At 41.7% G+C, this 17650-nt stretch carries 15 protein-coding genes and 1 tRNA gene; 11 read left to right on the top strand and 5 right to left on the bottom strand.

Going from position 1 to position 17650, the window contains the following annotated elements; genetic code table 11:
• Window positions 1-178: 178 nt before the first annotated feature.
• From parE to ACY8DT_RS13805, 3 genes are all read left to right on the top strand, one after another.
• On the top strand, window positions 179-2164 hold the full coding sequence (gene parE, locus ACY8DT_RS13815) for a DNA topoisomerase IV subunit B (RefSeq protein WP_462420880.1): 1986 nt from the start codon (window positions 179-181) through the stop codon (window positions 2162-2164).
• The gene (gene parC / locus ACY8DT_RS13810; RefSeq protein ID WP_462420879.1) at window positions 2157-4568 is read left to right on the top strand and encodes a DNA topoisomerase IV subunit A; all 2412 of its coding nucleotides are present in this window, start codon (window positions 2157-2159) and stop codon (window positions 4566-4568) included. The genes parE and parC overlap by 8 nt, the downstream gene beginning before the upstream one ends.
• Window positions 4569-4633: 65 nt before the next feature.
• A complete protein-coding gene (locus ACY8DT_RS13805) occupies window positions 4634-6088 on the top strand; it encodes an alanine/glycine:cation symporter family protein (RefSeq protein ID WP_462420878.1) in 1455 nt (484 codons plus the stop codon).
• A 41-nt stretch (window positions 6089-6129) separates the two neighbouring features.
• Here ACY8DT_RS13805 and ACY8DT_RS13800 read toward each other — a convergent pair whose 3' ends face one another.
• Window positions 6130-7092 (bottom strand): DUF1002 domain-containing protein, encoded by a 963-nt coding sequence (locus ACY8DT_RS13800; RefSeq protein ID WP_462420877.1) that lies wholly within the window; start codon window positions 7090-7092, stop codon window positions 6130-6132.
• 143 nt (window positions 7093-7235) lie between these two features.
• Here ACY8DT_RS13800 and ACY8DT_RS13795 point away from each other — a divergent pair, with 143 nt between their 5' ends.
• From ACY8DT_RS13795 to ACY8DT_RS13785, 3 genes are all read left to right on the top strand, one after another.
• Window positions 7236-8249 carry an LCP family protein gene (locus ACY8DT_RS13795; RefSeq protein WP_462420876.1) on the top strand — a complete coding sequence of 338 codons (1014 nt, stop codon included), beginning with the start codon at window positions 7236-7238 and terminating at the stop codon, window positions 8247-8249.
• A gap of 98 nt (window positions 8250-8347) precedes the next feature.
• Window positions 8348-9610 (top strand): Y-family DNA polymerase, encoded by a 1263-nt coding sequence (locus ACY8DT_RS13790; RefSeq protein WP_462420875.1) that lies wholly within the window; start codon window positions 8348-8350, stop codon window positions 9608-9610.
• A gap of 148 nt (window positions 9611-9758) precedes the next feature.
• Window positions 9759-10298 carry a GNAT family N-acetyltransferase gene (locus ACY8DT_RS13785; protein WP_462420874.1) on the top strand — a complete coding sequence of 180 codons (540 nt, stop codon included), beginning with the start codon at window positions 9759-9761 and terminating at the stop codon, window positions 10296-10298.
• Window position 10299: 1 nt separating this feature from the next.
• On the opposite strand, the gene ACY8DT_RS13780 is transcribed toward ACY8DT_RS13785, so the two are convergent.
• Window positions 10300-10647: a hypothetical protein gene (locus tag ACY8DT_RS13780; RefSeq protein ID WP_462420873.1), complete on the bottom strand. Its 348-nt coding sequence runs from the start codon at window positions 10645-10647 to the stop codon at window positions 10300-10302.
• A complete protein-coding gene (locus ACY8DT_RS13775) occupies window positions 10647-11309 on the bottom strand; it encodes a sigma factor-like helix-turn-helix DNA-binding protein (RefSeq protein WP_462420872.1) in 663 nt (220 codons plus the stop codon). The genes ACY8DT_RS13780 and ACY8DT_RS13775 overlap by 1 nt, the downstream gene beginning before the upstream one ends.
• 188 nt (window positions 11310-11497) lie before the next feature.
• On the opposite strand from ACY8DT_RS13775, the gene ACY8DT_RS13770 reads away from it, so the two are divergent.
• The 4 genes from ACY8DT_RS13770 (at window position 11498) to ACY8DT_RS13755 (ending at window position 15899) form a co-directional block, all read left to right on the top strand.
• A complete protein-coding gene (locus ACY8DT_RS13770) occupies window positions 11498-12757 on the top strand; it encodes an aminoacyltransferase (RefSeq protein ID WP_462420871.1) in 1260 nt (419 codons plus the stop codon).
• A 7-nt stretch (window positions 12758-12764) separates the two neighbouring features.
• Window positions 12765-14036: a peptidoglycan bridge formation glycyltransferase FemA/FemB family protein gene (locus tag ACY8DT_RS13765; protein ID WP_462422287.1), complete on the top strand. Its 1272-nt coding sequence runs from the start codon at window positions 12765-12767 to the stop codon at window positions 14034-14036.
• Between the two features lie 24 nt (window positions 14037-14060).
• Entirely contained in the window at window positions 14061-15305 is a 1245-nt protein-coding gene (locus ACY8DT_RS13760; protein WP_462420870.1) for a peptidoglycan bridge formation glycyltransferase FemA/FemB family protein, read from the top strand.
• Window positions 15306-15422: 117 nt separating this feature from the next.
• Window positions 15423-15899, top strand: a complete 477-nt coding sequence (locus tag ACY8DT_RS13755; protein WP_462420869.1) for a hypothetical protein — start codon at window positions 15423-15425, stop codon at window positions 15897-15899.
• Here ACY8DT_RS13755 and ACY8DT_RS13750 read toward each other — a convergent pair.
• Window positions 15874-16062, bottom strand: a complete 189-nt coding sequence (locus ACY8DT_RS13750) for a hypothetical protein (protein WP_462420868.1) — start codon at window positions 16060-16062, stop codon at window positions 15874-15876. The genes ACY8DT_RS13755 and ACY8DT_RS13750 overlap by 26 nt on opposite strands.
• A gap of 619 nt (window positions 16063-16681) precedes the next feature.
• Here ACY8DT_RS13750 and ACY8DT_RS13745 point away from each other — a divergent pair.
• Window positions 16682-16753: transfer RNA gene (locus tag ACY8DT_RS13745), tRNA-Val, on the top strand.
• A gap of 94 nt (window positions 16754-16847) precedes the next feature.
• On the opposite strand, the gene ACY8DT_RS13740 is transcribed toward ACY8DT_RS13745, so the two are convergent.
• Window positions 16848-17546, bottom strand: a complete 699-nt coding sequence (locus tag ACY8DT_RS13740; protein WP_462420867.1) for an MBL fold metallo-hydrolase — start codon at window positions 17544-17546, stop codon at window positions 16848-16850.
• Between the last annotated feature and the right edge of the window lie 104 nt (window positions 17547-17650).

The following is a 17650-nucleotide window of genomic DNA, read 5'->3' as shown; positions in this document are numbered from 1 at the left end:
CATATAAATAAAATATTATAAATTGATAAAAAATCATTAGTTTACTATAATAATATTATGTAAACTAATTAGTGATTTTGTCATTAATTTTTAGCAGAGACTTGCAAAGATTGCGTTTTTATATAAAAATAGTAAGGTAGATAAAAATTCGAACGTATGTTTGTAGGAGGTTTACTCTTTGTCAAAAACGAACAATTATAGTGATGATTCAATTCAAATATTGGAAGGTCTGGACGCAGTTCGTAAACGGCCGGGGATGTATATTGGTTCAACCGATGTGAGAGGTCTGCATCACCTTGTTTATGAAATTGCTGATAATGCCGTGGATGAAATATTGAACGGTTACGGTGATGAGATCAATATCAGACTGAACGAAGATGCCAGTATTTCAATTACAGATAATGGACGGGGCCTGCCGACTGGCATGCACTCATCCAAAAAAACAACACCTGAAGTCATATTCACAGTTCTGCATGCGGGCGGTAAATTCGGATCCGGCAGTTATAAGACATCAGGCGGTCTTCATGGTGTGGGTGCTTCAGTGGTCAATGCCTTGAGTGACTGGATGAATATAGAGATTCACCGAGATGGAAAAATACATGAAATAAGATTCAAGGACGGCGGCAAAGTCGATCAGAAGCTTTCAGTGACCGGCAAAACTAAAAAAACAGGTACGACGGTAACTTTCAAACCGGATACGGGGATTTTCAAACACGGTACTTCTTTCAATTATGAAATGATCGTTGAAAGGATGAGGGAATCTGCATTTCTTCTGAGCGGCTTAAAAGTGACAATCGTCGATGCGCGCGGCGATGACGAAAAAGTTGAAGAGTTCCAGTATGAAGATGGTTTGAAGTCTTTCATCGAGTTTTTGAATGAAGGAAAAGATTCAATTGGCAATATTGTCCAGTTCAAAGGGAATTATCAGGGGATCGAAGCTGATGTGAGCTTCCAGTATAATGACCAGTACACGGAGACGATCATCTCTTTCGTAAACAATGTCAGAACAAAAGACGGGGGTACTCATGAAATCGGTTTTAAGACCGGCTTTACTAAAGCATTCAACGAGTATGCCAGAAAAATAAAAGAATTGAAAGAGAAGGATAAAAACCTTGACGGCAATGATATCCGTGAAGGTTTGACCGCCATCGTCTCGATTAAAGTTCCTGAACACCAGCTCCAGTTTGAAGGTCAGACTAAGAGCAAGCTCGGAACGAATGAAGCGAGGGCTGCTGTCGAATCAACCCTTGTCGAGAAACTGCCATTCTATTTGGAAGAGAACGGCACGTTAAGCAGCCAGTTGGTTAAAAAAGCGATTAAGGCAAGGAATGTCCGTGAGGCAGCAAGAAAAGCACGGGAAGAAGCAAGGAACGGCAAGAAAAACCGTAAAAAGGATACACTGCTGTCAGGCAAGCTTACACCAGCTCAAAGTAAAAACGCCAAAAAGAATGAACTCTTCCTTGTTGAGGGCGATTCGGCCGGCGGCTCTGCCAAACAGGGCAGAGACCGTAAGTTCCAGGCAATCCTCCCGCTCAGAGGTAAAGTCATCAATACGGAAAAGGCTAAGTTTGAAGATATTTTTAAAAATGAAGAGATCAATACCATCATCCACACAATCGGTGCGGGTGTCGGGACAGATTTCAAAGTCGAAGATTCCAATTACGATAAAGTGATCATCATGACCGATGCCGATACGGACGGTGCACATATCCAGGTGCTGTTGCTTACTTTCTTTTTCAACTATATGCGGCCGCTTTTTGAAGCCGGAAAAATTTATATCGCATTGCCGCCTTTATTCCAATTGAAGAAAAAAGGGCGGAAAAAAGATGAAGTGCGTTACGTCTGGACCGAAGAGGAATTGGAGTCGGCCGAGTCAGAAATGGGCGGGAAAGTCGAACTGCAGAGATATAAAGGTCTTGGTGAGATGATGGCTGAACAATTGTGGGAAACGACGATGAATCCTGAAACGCGGACGTTGATCCAGGTTTCGATCGATGATGAGGCACTTTCTTTAAAACGTGTGACTACATTGATGGGAGACAATGTCGAACTTCGCCGTAAATGGATCGAATCGAATGTCAGCTTTACTTTAGAAGACCAGAACAGCATATTGGAAAATGAAGAAATCGATCATATGGACGAGGGGGGCGACGATATTGACTGAAAACATTCAGAATTTGAAACTTGAAGATGTTCTTGGCGACCGTTTTGGACGGTACAGTAAATACGTCATCCAGGACCGTGCCATCCCGGATGTAAGAGACGGCCTGAAACCCGTTCAAAGACGCATACTCTATGCGATGTTCCGGGAAGGCAATACATTTGATAAAAACTATCGTAAAAGTGCGAAAGCCGTCGGTAACGTCATCGGCAACTATCACCCGCATGGTGAGTCGAGCATCTATGATGCCATGGTCCGTCTGGGCCAGGGCTGGAAGATGAGAGAAGCGCTCATCATGATCCACGGCAACATCGGGAGCATGGATGGCGACCCGCCTGCTGCAATGCGTTACACTGAAGCGAAACTGGCTGAACTTTCCAACGAAATGCTTAGGGATATCAATAAAAACACAGTGAAATTCATGAACAATTTTGATGACACAGATGTTGAGCCTACTGTTATGCCGGCTCGTTTTCCGAATATACTGGTGAATGGATCCACAGGGATTTCAGCGGGGTACGCAACAGATATTCCACCTCATAATCTGGGTGAGGTCATCGATGCGACATTGAAAGTCATCGATAAACCGACAGTCGGAATTGATGAACTGCTTAAAATAGTGAAAGGTCCGGATTTTCCGACCGGCGGCATCATCCAGGGTAAGGAGGAATTGAAAAAAGCTTATGAAACCGGACGCGGCAGAATCATCGTCCGTTCGAAAGTTGAAACTGAAGAACTCCGCGGCGGTAAAAAACTGATTGCCGTCACCGAGCTGCCATTTGAAGTGAATAAGGCAAATCTTGTTAAAAAGATTGATGAAATCCGTGCGGACAGAAAAGTCGACGGAATTTTGGAAGTCAGGGATGAAACCGACAGGATGGGTTTGAGAATCGCTGTAGAAGTGCGTAAAGATGCGAACATCGATGGCATTATCAATTACTTGTACAAGCGCACAGATCTTCAGGTGGCGTATAACTTCAACATGGTTGCAATCAGCAGCAGAGCGCCGAAGCTGCTCGGGCTGAAAGAGATTTTAACGAGCTATATCGATCACCAGAAAGAAGTCATCCATAACCGCTCCCAGTTTGAACTGGAGCAGGCGAAAAAGCGCATGCACATCATCGAAGGTTTGATGAAGGCACTTTCGATACTGGATGATGTCATCCGTCTGATCAGAGAATCTGAAAATAAGAGAAACGCCAAGGAAAATCTTATCGAGGCATTCCATTTCACTGAAGCTCAGGCAGAAGCGATTGTCATGCTTCAACTCTACCGTCTGACAAATACTGATATTGTGGAGCTGGAAACGGAGCATAATGAGCTCGATTATACAATCAATCAGCTGAATGAAATCATAAATGATGAGAAGAAACTTTTAGCGGTCATTAAAAAAGAACTCCGGGACATTAAAAAGAAATACAGTTCTGACAGACTGACTGAAGTTGAAGATAAGATTGAAAATATAGAATTGGATAGGAAACTTCTGATTCCTCAGGAAGAAACGATTCTTTCCCTGACGAAAGACGGCTATGTTAAACGGACGAGTCCAAGAAGTTTCAATGCGAGTGAAACTGAGGAAATCGGCATGAAAGATGACGACTTCCTGATATATCTGAATGAATCTCATACACTTCAGCAATTACTGGTATTCACCAACCTGGGGAATTATTTAATCATTCCTGTAAATGAAATACCAGATATCCGCTGGAAAGACCATGGGGTCCATCTGTCCAGCCGCTTCAAGATTGAAGCGCATGAAATGCCGATATTCGCAATGACGGTCGAAGATTATAACGATACCCTCACGGTTGTCTCCACCACGAAAAATGGCCAGATCAAGCGCAGTGAACTATCATTGTTCGAGGCTGTACGCATTAAAAGACCGATCGTCTATATGAACCTGAAAGCAGGTGATGAAGTGGTCGATGTAGATACTTCCGTCACAGGGACAGAGGAGATTTTATTCGTTACTGAAAAAGGTCTGACATTGAAATACGGACTGGATGCCGTCAATCCGACAGGTCTGAGATCGCAGGGTGTCAGAGCGATGAATGTGAAGAAGGATGATGAAATCATCTTTGCAGGCCTCATCAAGGATGAAAGGTATTTGCTTACAGTATCCAACAGGGGCGCTGCCAAACGCACGGATCTATCTATATTTGAAACAGGGGCCCGTGCACAGGTCGGTACAATGCTGCTCAAAGAAATAAAATCAAAACCGCACCGACTTGTCGGAGCGAAATTATTCGATGGTAATATCAATGCAGTCATTGTTTCTGAATCCAATAATTCGATGATCAGAGGTAAAGATATCCGGGTTACAGGAAAATATGTGAACGGTTCGTTTGTAGTGGATGAAGATCAGTTCGGCGAAGTGATCGATGTACATTTTGATGATAATATATAAAAATAATAGTTTTATTTTCAGCTCCCAATGTTATAATTCATTAACATAAAGGGGGCTTTTTTTTAATGGAAAATTTCATCAGTGCTTTTGAAAACGTCATTGGAGTCATGAATGATTTGCTGTGGGGGGACTTTCTGGTCGGAATTCTGATCGTTGCAGGACTTTATTTCACTTTATCCTCTCGTTTTGTTCAGCTCAGATGGCTTAAACAAATGTTCACAGTATTAAAAGATAAACCTGAGACGCTGCCTGACGGCACGAAAGGTATTTCCGCGTTTAAGGCGTTTACAATCAGTGCCGCTTCCCGTGTCGGCACCGGTAATGTTGCCGGGGTGGCAACAGCAATCGTGCTCGGGGGCCCGGGTGCTGTGTTCTGGATGTGGGTCATTGCGTTCATCGGTGCAGGGACTGCATTTTTTGAATCCACTTTGGGCCAGCTGTATAAAGTGAAAGACAAAGAAGGCGGTTTTCGCGGTGGTCCTGCATATTATATGGATAAAGGGCTGAATCAGAAATGGCTGGCTGTGTTTTTCGCTGTTTTAATTACTATCACTTTCGGGTTTGCATTCAACGGGCTTCAAGCGAACACCATCGCTGCTGCATATAATGGTGCTTTCGGTATCGACCGTAATATCATCGGCATTATTCTCGCTGTTGTTACAGCTGCAGTCATCTTTGGAGGTGCCAAAAGAATTGCGAATGTAACGAGTTATATTGTACCGATTATGGCCACTATTTATCTTGCTGTTGTAATTTTCATATTGATTATTAACTATGATCTGGTACTTCCTATGATCGGTCAGATTTTTGCAAGCGCGTTTGGTCTGCAGGAAGCTTTTGCAGGTGCTGTGGGTGCAGCGATTTTGAACGGATTCCAACGTGGGTTATTTTCGAATGAGGCAGGAATGGGTTCTGTGCCGAATGCAGCAGCATCAGCCGCCGTCAGCCATCCTGTGAAGCAGGGGCTGATACAGTCTTTGGGTGTTTACTTTGATACGATGATCGTCTGTACAGCGACTGCAGTTATCATTTTGATGTACACTGATTTGAGCTTCGGTGAAGATGCAACCCAGGGCATTGAAGTAACACAGGCAGCCATGTCGGCCCAAATGGGTGATTTCGGTGCTGTTTTTATAGCAATTATCATTTTACTTTTTGCTTACAGCTCGATATTGGGGAATTATTTCTACGGACAGAGTAACATCAACTTCATAAAAGAACATCCGGTTGTATTGTTTGTATTCAAGGTGCTGGTCATTGCCATGGTTTACATCGGGGCGGTTATGGATATTACGCTTGCATGGAACACTGCAGACGTATTCATGGCTCTGATGGCAGTTACAAATATTGTGGCGATCATTGGCTTGAGCAAGATTGTCTTTACAGTATCGAAAGATTATTCAGACCAGCTGAAAGCCGGCAAACGTCCTGTCTTTTATATAGATAATGTCGATATCGACAAACACGGTATCGGAGAATGGGGCAGGGATCGTTACGACAAAATTGAAAAAGAAAAATAAAAAATGACCGCAGACATTTTTTGTGTGCGGTCATTTTCTGTTTAAAATAAGTTTCTGAAAAATTCAACGATATTGTTGAAGAAGTTGCGGAGCGCTGTGACGAATGAGTCCCAGGCGCCTGATTCCTGTATTTCCTGTCCAATTTCTTCTGCTCTGTCCTGTGCGTCGCTGAAGGCATCGCTTGAAGTGATCTGGTCCACCAGGTTGCGTGATGATTCGATTAATCTGTCCGCTTCTTCACCGGAGAATATTCCGGAGTCCTGAATGTTCATTATGATTACAATGATGCGGTCGATCTGATCCTGGGATAAAATGCCATCCAGGCCGTTTTCCTGCATTTTTTCATCGACGATGTTTCTGACGTCTTCCTCTGTGACTTCACCATCGTAGTTATTGACGATTTCGATTTTAATTTCTGTTATCATCTTGTTCAGCTGAACTTGTGAAAATCCGTCAACATCACTGTTTTCATCTGATATATCTGTAATGGCTTCGAGTTCATCCTGTGCATTCTGCGTACGTTCTTCGGAAATGTCTTCCCCCTGTACTTCATATGCCTTATATATACCCGACAGGGCGCTTTCACCCGTCACATCTTCAGCCGCCGCGATTGTGACATCAGCATCCGTCACACCCGAAGTAATCAACGCATTCTGATATGTTTCTTCGGTGATCTTGGTCACTTCACCCATTTCTTCATTGAGTGTAATATTCAGGCCGTGGCCCGGGTCTCTCTGAATGATACGGATACTGGATTTCAATACACTGTCATCATAGGAAACGTTCAAATAATTCTGCAGATCCTCGGAATACACATATCCTGTTTCATCATTATCTTCCGCTTCCAGAAGGGTACTTGTTTCTTCGCGCAGATTGTCGTCATTTTCAAGCGCTGCACCATATATCGTCACGGCATTATCCCATTCGGAAGCTGCCTTCAAAGTTGTTGGTATAATGGATATCAATAACACTGCCATAGCCAGCAGAGTAAACTTTTTATACATAATAATCCTCTTTTCATTCGATTTTCATCAATTTTACTACAGAGCAGATTTTAACACAATTTTTTACCGCCTTATTATATTTACTTTATTATTTTATCGTTTAAGAGTAGAATATCTTTTAGAGAAATTTTAGGAGCCTGAATATGAATAATGAATATAAACGTGTGGATAAGAATGATACGGTCACACGTAAGAAGCTGAAGCTGCGTAAAAGAGCGTATATACCATTAATTTTAATTATATTATTGATCATAGCAATTTTATATATATTCCTGTCTTATCAGTCAGGGTTAAGGACTGCAGAGGAAAACGGCGTGGATCACGAAGAGATGACATTTAACGGAACGGATAACAACGATGGCAAGAAAACATTTCTGCTGCTCGGTGCCGACAGGGAAGATGAGGGTGTCACACGGACGGACGTCATCATGCTCGGCCAGTATGATTATATGAAGAAAGATTTGAAGCTGGCATCGATAATGAGAGATGTTTATGTCGATATTCCCGGCTATCAGAATTACAAAATAAACTCCGTCTATTCTTTAGGCGGCGTTGAACTGTTGAGACAGACGCTGGAGACTAATTTTGATGTCCAGGTGGAAGATTATATTGTTGTCGATTATCAGGCGTTTGAGTCAGTTGTGGATGCAATTGACGATGATGGCATTATGATTGACGTCGAAAAAGACATGTCCGAGAAGATTACGACTGAACTGTATAAAGGAGAACAGCGGTTGGGCGGTTCAGACCTGCTTGAGTATGCCCGCTTCCGTCAGGATTCAGAAGGGGATTTCGGAAGGGTCAGACGCCAGCAGCAGGTCATCGGTGCGGTCAAAGATGAAATATTGACCGTCGGCGGTGTATTCAATCTGCCGAATGCCATGGGCACAGGTATGGGATACGTCAATACGAGCATGAGCGAAGCTGAACTCTACCGCATGGCCGGCTCATTTCTAGTGCGTGGTGATAAGGATATCGACTCACTGACACTGCCTGTCGACGGCTCATACCAATTCGTCGATACTTACCACGCCGGCAGCGTGATCGATCTTGATTACGATTGGAACAGTGAAGTATTGCATCAGTTCCTGGATGATGAACTGGAGGATACAGAGGCAGAACAGCCGGAACCTGACGGGGAAGTGCCGCAGGAATAGTTTTCAGACAGACGCCGAAAGGCGTCTTTTTTATAGTGACGCGATGCGGATGATATGTTATATTATATACGAACATACGTTCGTAAGGAGGCGGGGTTATGTATAACTATTATATTTGTCCGCACCGGGATATTTTATGTGTGGATTTAAAAAGTTTTTTTGCGAGTGTGTCCTGTATTTTAAAAGGGCTGGATCCGATGACGACGAAACTGGCGGTCGTCGGGGACACTAAGAGTATCGGTTCGGTGGTACTCGCTGCAACACCGGAATTGAAAAAGCTGGGCATCAAGACAGGGTCGCGTCTTTTTGAAATTCCAAACCGCCCTGATATTTATATCATTAATCCATCGATGAAAATCTATCTGGACTATTCCGGTAAGATCACTGAAGTGGCATTGAAGTATGTTGCGCCTGAAGATTTCCATCAATATTCCATCGATGAGTTTTTTATGGATGTTACAGAAAGTTATCATTTGTTTGAGGAGTCACCGTATCTTCTGGCGAGGAGAATAAGAAGAGAAATCTATGAAGCCACGAAAATTGACAGTGCCATCGGCATTGGAGAAAATATGCTGCTCAGTAAATTATCACTGGATATCGAAGCGAAGAAAATGAGTGACGGAATCGCAGAGTGGCGGTACCATGATGTGCCTGAAAAGCTGTGGCCGATTACACCGCTGAGAGAATTTTGGGGGATCAACCGGCGCAGTGAAGTGAAGCTCAACCAGCGCGGCATTTTCAATATCGGAGATCTGGCGCGTTATAACCCGGCGCATCTTAAACGCGATTTCGGTGTTGTCGGCGTCGACTGGCATCTTCATGCCAACGGTATAGATTTCAGTGTCATAAGGGAAAAGCATGTCGTCCATTCCCCGTCCATCGCGAAAAGCCAGATTCTGATGAGAGATTATGAATTCGAAGAAATCTATGTCGTTTTATTTGAACAGATAGATGAAGTTGCCCACCGGCTGCGACTCGCGCACCGGCTTGCGAGAACCGTACAGTTTTCAGTCGGCACAAAAGACGGTGAAGTCTATCGGAAACAGTTTACAGTCAAGGAAGGCACCAATAACGAGAATGATATGATGAAAACGGTGTGGGGACATCTGACGCAGATGGCGGATCCCGCTGCACTGTACCGGACAATCAGTGTGTCGCTCACCAATTTCATCCCCGACAGCGTCAAGCAGGTCTCACTCTTTGAAGATATGGAGGAAGTGCTGAAAGAAGAAGCCCTGGTAAAAACGATTGATGAGCTGAAAGTGAAGTATGGCCAGCTGTCCGTCATGCGCGCACTCAGCCGGACCGACGCATCTACACTGAAACTGCGTGAAGGCCTGATTGCGGGTCATAAGAGGTAGAGTGGCTTGAGGGGCGTAAATCAGGGGGAATCACAATATACTCGGGTCAGCTGTTGAGCAAACCGATTTGAATTGACGAATCATTAGTTCAAATCGAAACTGTGTATGGTACGATAAAAATATCTGAACATACAAGGGGACACATTACATGCACAGGGACAATGAGTTAATGATTCGGCCGATTCAAGAAGAGGATTTATTTAAAATTTGGACACTTATATTTAAAGATGAAGCGCCTGAGTGGAAGAAGTGGGATGCGCCATACTTTCCCCATTCTTCATTGACATATGAGGAATTTTTAAGAGGTTCAAACCCGTGGATTAATAAAGACAACCGCTGGCTGGTTGAAGTGGATGACGTTGTTATCGGTACCGTATCCTATTATTGGGAAGATGAGGCTTCCAAATGGTTGGAGGTCGGCATCGTCCTGTATCAGCCGGGTAATTGGGGCGCTGGCATCGGCACACGAACTTTAAAAATGTGGATAGATCATTTATTCAACACACTGCCGCTCGTCCGTGTCGGTCTGACGACCTGGTCCGGAAATGAGCGCATGATCCGGGTCGCAGAAAAACTCGGTATGCAGATGGAAGCGAGAATCCGCAAAGTCCGCTATTACGAAGGCCGCTATTATGACTCGATCAGAATGGGCATTTTGCGGGAAGAGTGGACCGGTGAAAGTGAATAAACTATCCGAGAACTTCTTTGAATCCCCATAAGAACATCAGGCCGTTTGCCACACCGAGGATGAGGGATACCATGGTGCCGACGAGGACGTATTCACTTTGTTTTTGGACGTTTTCATCGGATTTATCACCGGAAAATCTCAGAATGGATTTTGCAGCAATGATCAGTCCGAGTGCCGTGTATTGATTCAGAACAACAAAAACGATAATGATGAGTCGTTCTGAATAACCGATTGTCATGCCGATATAATCTGTTTCCGTGTTTTTCTCACCGGACAGTAATTCTAGAAACAGCTTAATCAGCATTCCGCTTAATATATAAAATAGAATGCCTGCTGCAATAATCCACATCATCTGTCACCTGACTTTCTGAAAGATTGGGTGACTTTATGCTGCAGTTTTGAAAGATCCACTTCATTTTCATAGTGTGATTCCAGGAAATCGAGAATAACTTCAAGCTGGCGGCCTCTGGATTTCTGGAGATGTGCGGATATGGTCGAGTGGCTTTTATTCAAAGTTTCTGCAACCTCCTTTTGTGTCAGTCCTGACATTTTCAGCAGCAGGACTTCACGCTGGAGTTCTGTCAGACTGTGCAGAATATCCGTGACATACATGAGTGCAACATCAATAGAGCCGTCAATATCCAGACCGGTAAAATCCTGGATGTTCGATTTTTTCACTTCATCCAGTGCGTTCCGTATGTCCTTTATGGCTGAATGTGTCCATTCTTCGGGATCTGTTTTGGGATATTCCAGATCAATCGTGTGAAAGCTGCACTTCAAAGGAAAACTGTTTTTCCGCCACAATAATTTGGCATAGAGTGCGATGAATAGGGTATAGTGAGGTTTAGAGGAAATGATGAATAATTCATCACCCATACGGTAATTTACATAAGACTTTTCCTGATGGTCAAGCCAGCCGGAAATTTCTTTTTCAAGCCATTTTATCTCTTTTGACAAATCTTGAGCGGCTTTAGTACTGCCGCTGACATCCATTATTAATATAGATATCATCGCTAGCCCTCCTTGTGTTTAATGATATAATATATAAGGTATGCCCATTATACTTAAATTCGTTTAAATAAGCGAATAATATATAATTCGTTCAAATAGACGAATTGGATGGAAGTACGAATAAAGATGAATTTTATAATGAAATTTGTTAATATACATAAGTGAAAAATGTGAACAGGAGTGCCAAAATGGAATTTACAGAATTAACAATAGAAGAGTTTAATCACTTCACACGCAGCAATTTCAGCCATTTTACCCAGACAGAGGAAAACTACCGGCTGAAAACAGAAGGCGGTATAGAGACTTATCTGGTCGGTGTTAAACATGAAGACGCAGTCCGTGCGGCATGTTTAGTCACTTTGACCCCTGTAATGAAAGTGATGAAGTATGCCTATACAAACCGCGGTCCTGTAATGGATTACAGCGATAAAAGGGCATTCGACATTTTCTTTACCGGTCTGAAAAAGTTTTTGAAAACTAAAAAAGTATTGCATCTCAGAGTCGATCCTTATGAAGTCATCAACGAACGCAGCCATGAAGGTGAAATCACGAAGGATATGGGCAACAGATATATTTTCGATTACTTCAAGGCACATGGTTTCCGCCACGATGGTTTCTCGGTAGGGTTTGATCCTGTCATCCAGATCCGCTGGCATTCGGTATTGGACCTTTCCGATAAAACACCGGAAGATGTGCTGAATGATATGGACAGTTTAAGAAAGAGAAACATTAAAAAAGCTGAAAAACATGGTCTCGGCATAAAATTTTTAGATTTGGATGAGATCGATGTTTTCCGTAAATTTATGAAAGATACTTCCGAGATGAAAGAATTCGTCGACAGGGATGATGAGTATTACATCAGCCGTAAAAAATACTTTAAAGATAATGTGCTGATTCCGCTCGTCTATGTCGACCTGGAAAGCTACAATGAAACGACTCAGAAAGACATTGATAAGTTGCAGAAGAATATTGAAAAGGCGCAGAATGCTGTTGAAAAGGATCCTTCAAATGAAAAGCAGCAAAAGAAGATTGTCAATTTGAGCGAACAGCTTTCAAATATTGAAGACAAACTTAAAGAAGGTAAGGAATTGCTTGAAAAGCACGGCAAAGAACTGCCGGTCGCAAGTGCGTATTATTTTGTGACGCCGCATGAAGTGGTCTATCTCGCGGGAGGCAGTGACAATGAATTCCGCCATTTCGCAGGGAGCTATCTGATCCAGTGGAAGATGATCAATTACGCAATTGAAAACAATATTGATATATATAATTTCTATGGCATCAGCGGTGACTTTACACCGGAGGCAGAAGACGCCGGGGTTGTTCAGTTCAAAAAAGGATTCAACGCCAAAGTGAACGAATACATCGGAGATTTTGTACAGCCGATCAATAAGCCTGCATATCTTCTGTATCAGTCCATGAATAAAGTGCGTCACAAACTAGGAAGGTAGGATGAAGATGATTTTTACGGAATTAACTGATTTGGAATATCAACGTTACATCGAAAAAGGGGAGGAGTCTGCCTTTTTCCAAATGATAGAGAATAAAGCAAACCGGAAGCTTGAAGAGGATCAGTCTGTCCGGCTTCTCGGTGTCAAAGATGATTCGGGTGAAGTGATTGCTGCAAGTCTGTTCAGTCTTAAATCGACAGGTCTCGGCCAGTACTTCTATTATTCCAACCGGGGGCCTGTAATGAATTATCATAACCATGAGCTGGTGCGTTTTTATTTTCAGGAACTGTCCACGTACTTGAAGAATAACAACTGCTCATATGTGAAAGTCGATCCCAACTGGATTTATAAAAAATATGATAAAGATGTCAATGAAAAAACAGATTATAACGCACAGGATGCACTGATTCAAATTATGGAAGAAGAAGGATACGTACATCAGGGCTTCACAAGAGGCTACTCCAAAACTTCACAGGCGCGCTGGATGAGTGTGCTTGATGTAGGCGGGTATGATGATGTGAACGCTCTAGTTAAGACATTTGATTCCCAGCGTAAAAGAAATATTAAAAAGGCGCAGAAATTCGGTGTCAAAGTCAGGTTTTTAGAAGTGGATGAAATGGACAAGTTCATGAAGTTATATCTTGCGACTTCAGAGCGCCAGGGTTTTTTCACACATCCGGATCCGCTTAAGTATTTCACTTACTTCAAAATGACATACGGAGACAAGCTGCTGGTGCCGCTGGCTTATATAGAGCTGGATGAATACATTGAGAATCTGACTAAAGAAAATGATGATCTTAAAAAACGCCACGCGCAGCAGGATTCGAAAGAGAACAAAAATGATAAGACGATAAATAAGATCAAAGAGATGGAAAAACAGATCAACAAGATTGAAGAAGATCTGGAAGAAGCCAGAGAGATTCAAAAAATCGAAGGCAACACTCTGGATCTTGCAGCGGGCATTTATTTTGAGACGCCTTATGAACTTGTTTACAACTCCGGAGCGAGTACAAGCAAGTACCCTCAATTTGTCGGGCCGTATATGATGCATCTGGAAATGATGAAGTACTGTATTGATAATGATATAGACCGTTATAATTTCTACGGCGTCAGCGGAGATTTTTCAGAAGACGGCGAAGACTACGGCGTCTACAGGTTCAAGCGCGGGTTCAATGCTGAAATTGAAGAACTGGTCGGCGATTTCGTCAAAGTCATCAAACCGGTGCCTTATAATGTTTATAAAGTAAAAGCCAAGTTAAGCCAGATGATTTCAAAGTAATGATAAAGGAAGGTTGAACTTAAAATGCATACCGCCAGGATAAGTGAGCAAACATTTAAACAGTTCATCGATGACTATGACAGTTATATGCATTATCTTCATGATAATCTGTATTATGACTATATATCAGGTCTATATGAGACGCATTTGATCGGTTTATACGAAAAAGAAGAACTCATCGGTGTTTCGATGCTGAGCGCAACGTCCGTCCTGAAAAGGTACCGGTTGTTTACATCTCATACGGGACCGTTGATCAAGGACTTCAATAATAAGCGTCTGGCGTTCTTCTTATCTGAAATTGACAAGTACGTTCAGAAAAACGGTGCGCTGCAGCTTATACATTCTCCGTATCATATTTACCAGATGCATGATAAAGACGGAAACCTGATTGAAGATGAAAAAAACAACCCGGCTATTATTAATATATATGAAAAACTAGGATATAAGCACCATGGATTTACAAAAGAACTGATTACAGAAGAACTGCTCAGATACCAGGGTGTACTGGATATTACACCGAGTGAAAAAGATTTGATGAAGAACATGGAATCTACAACAAGGTATAATACCAAGCAGGCGGAAATCATGCCGGTTAAACTGCGGTATCTGGATGAAGATGAGTATGATCTGTTCATAGATATTTATAAAGAAACTGAAGAACGGATCGGTTTTGATCCGGTGCCGGGTCATAAGATTAAAAATCTGCTGAAAACACTTAAAGAGAAGATGTATCTTGTAATGACATATGTCAACGTGGATGAATATCTGGACCAGCTTGCTGCAGAACGTGATGAACTTGCAGATGAAAAAAATCACATATTACAAAAAGAAAAAGAGGGCACTGCAACCAAAGGCCAGAAGAAGAAACTGGAACAGATTGAGCAGCAGTTGAACAGCAAACATTCCAGAATTGAAAAGATCGAAGGCTATAAAAAGGACTTTGGTACGGATTTAAACTTATCCGCAGGTATGTATTATTATAATAATCACGAGATGGTGTATCTGTTCAGCGGCAGTTATCCGGAACTGTCATTCTTTAAAGGAACGAACTATGCAACATGGGAAATGATCAAGAAAGCGAAAGAACTTGGTCTTGAACGTTTTAATTTCTTCGGTTTGACAGGCGATTTTACTGAAGAAGCCAAAGACTATGGTGTTTACAGGTTCAAAAAAGGTTATAATATCGATATTGAAGAACTGCCGGGAACATTTGATAAAGTCTTCAATAAATTAATATTCAATCTGGCAAGAAAATTAAATAAAATATAGCATCGGTAGGGGAGAAAAATTGTAAATTTTCTCTCCTTTTTTTCACTTCCAACTTTGAAAATAATACTTTTTTATGGTAAAAAGTAAATAATGGGATTATGAGTAGGGGGGAGAATCATGGAGATTGAATACATAAGTGATTATGTAATGTATGCAGCAGTTTTCGGGATAATGAGTTTTGTGTGGTTCGGATGGGCGCAGGAAGCACCGAGAAAAAGATGGCGGGCATATATAGGCATAGCTTCGGGTATCGCATTGCTGCTCGGTTTGTCAGGTGTTTACTTAAGTGTGACAAATTGGGATGCAGCAAGTGCTTTAAGAAATAACGATTCTTTGACGACATATATCAAAGTTTTTTGGTTGGAAATAGTTATAGGCACTATAGGTGTAATTGTATTATTCCGTATGAAAAAAAGAGAATACACAGCACCGTGGATCGCACTGATTGTCGGCGTACATTTTATATTTCTGGCAGAAGTATTTAATGATTACGCATTATATCTGCTTGCAGTATTAATGACTGCAGCAGCGTTGATGTCACCTCGGACTGATCAGATTTTTAATGACGTCATAAAAGTAAAAATGCAACTGTAAAAACAATGATCAGAAATGCAAATGAACCAACGACTGTAATGATGAACTTTTTACTTAACTTATTTTCTTTGGCTGTTTCAACATCAGACTCAAATTCTTTAGCATTTTGAAGTACGACAAACGCAGAAACTATCAGCACAAAGATCAATATTATTAAACCCACAAATAATCGCTCCAAATATCAGATTAATACGGTAATTATACCATAAATCAGACATCCTTTTAAAACACATACTAAAGTTTACATAACATATATTATAGGAAGTTATATGTCGCAGTTGAAAATTGAGGACATATGTCCCCTTATATGAGTATCACCATCATTATTAACCAAAATACGTCTTTTGAGATGTGTACCCTTTAGTTCGGTCATTACCGCTTGTATGCAGTCGTGAAATGCTGCAAAGCCCGCAGCATCTTCCAGATCCATATGAGTCATCATTCTGTCAGCCTCTCGTCAATGTTATCCTGCATTGCTGAACTTCAATCTCTTTCGCAAAGTGGTACCTTCGTAGACTATCGGTGCACTTTCAAATGAAGTCTTAATATCGGTCAGCTTGGATCGCAAAACACATCAATCACCTTTTTATCATGTCCAGTGCATGAATTTATTAAACAGCTCCTTTACCGGTTTATATTTACTAACATATGACTGCCCTCTTATTATTTATGTCACTTCACTCTATTGAAGTGAATTTACACTTTTAATACAGAGGATTTAAAAAGATGAATTGACATATCATCCAAACCAATATACATTATTAATTAGACATTAAAAATAGGACTCCGTAGCTCAGCGGGAGAGCGCTTGCTTGACATGCAAGAGGTCGGTGGTTCGATACCACTCGGAGTCACTCAAAATACATATTTAAGGATATACTTACAAGTTAAGTGTATCCTTTTTATATATTGAAAATGAACCCCCTATTCTGGCATTTTATCAGCTTTTCATTTCAACTTAGTCTGTGCAGTCTTTACAGCCTTTTTCATCTGATCAACCGGATTCTTGATCATGTCACCATGACCGACATATAAAGCAGCCGGTTGTTTATCAATGATTATTTTTGCGCTGGAGACCGCAGTCTCGTAACTCCATGTTGCAAATTTTGGGAATGGGAATGTAATGTTTAATTTGCCTGAAACTGCAAGCCCGCCTTTTGTTTGAAAAGCATCGCCAGTAAATATGAACTTTGTTTCATTATCCAAAAATGATACAGAGCCCGGCGTGTGGCCGGGTGTTTCAATGATGGATATATCTTCGACGGTTTCTTCAAAATTAAAATCAGTCGGGACTGTTTTTTTGGAAAACCCGCCTTTGATCTTTTCCTCAGCTTCCCCTCCCCTTAATGTAAAATCACCATCAAGTAATTTTTGATCACGTTCAGATATACCAACTTTTGCGGTTGGAAACTCTTCTTTAAATTGGCTGACCCCGTTGGTGTGATCGGCATGTGCATGCGTCAGTAGAAGATGACTCACGGGCTTATTGGTTTTATTGGATATGGACTGCACTTCCTTTATAAAATTCGTCATGCCCATATCAATAACAATCAAGTGAGTGTCCTTTTCTATTACAAAACAATTGATCGGGAATATTTTGGGGAAGATTGTAATCTGGTACACATTTTCAAATTTTGATACTTTCATATAAATCCCTCCCTGGCCTCTCTAATTATGACGAATTCAATCAGTTAAATAAAGTAAAAAGTAACTTTTTGATGGAAGTCATGCTAAAAAAAAGTCCATCCGAC

The organism is Salinicoccus sp. Marseille-QA3875, assembly GCF_054950095.1.
This window is presented reverse-complemented; position numbering and strand designations above follow the sequence as displayed.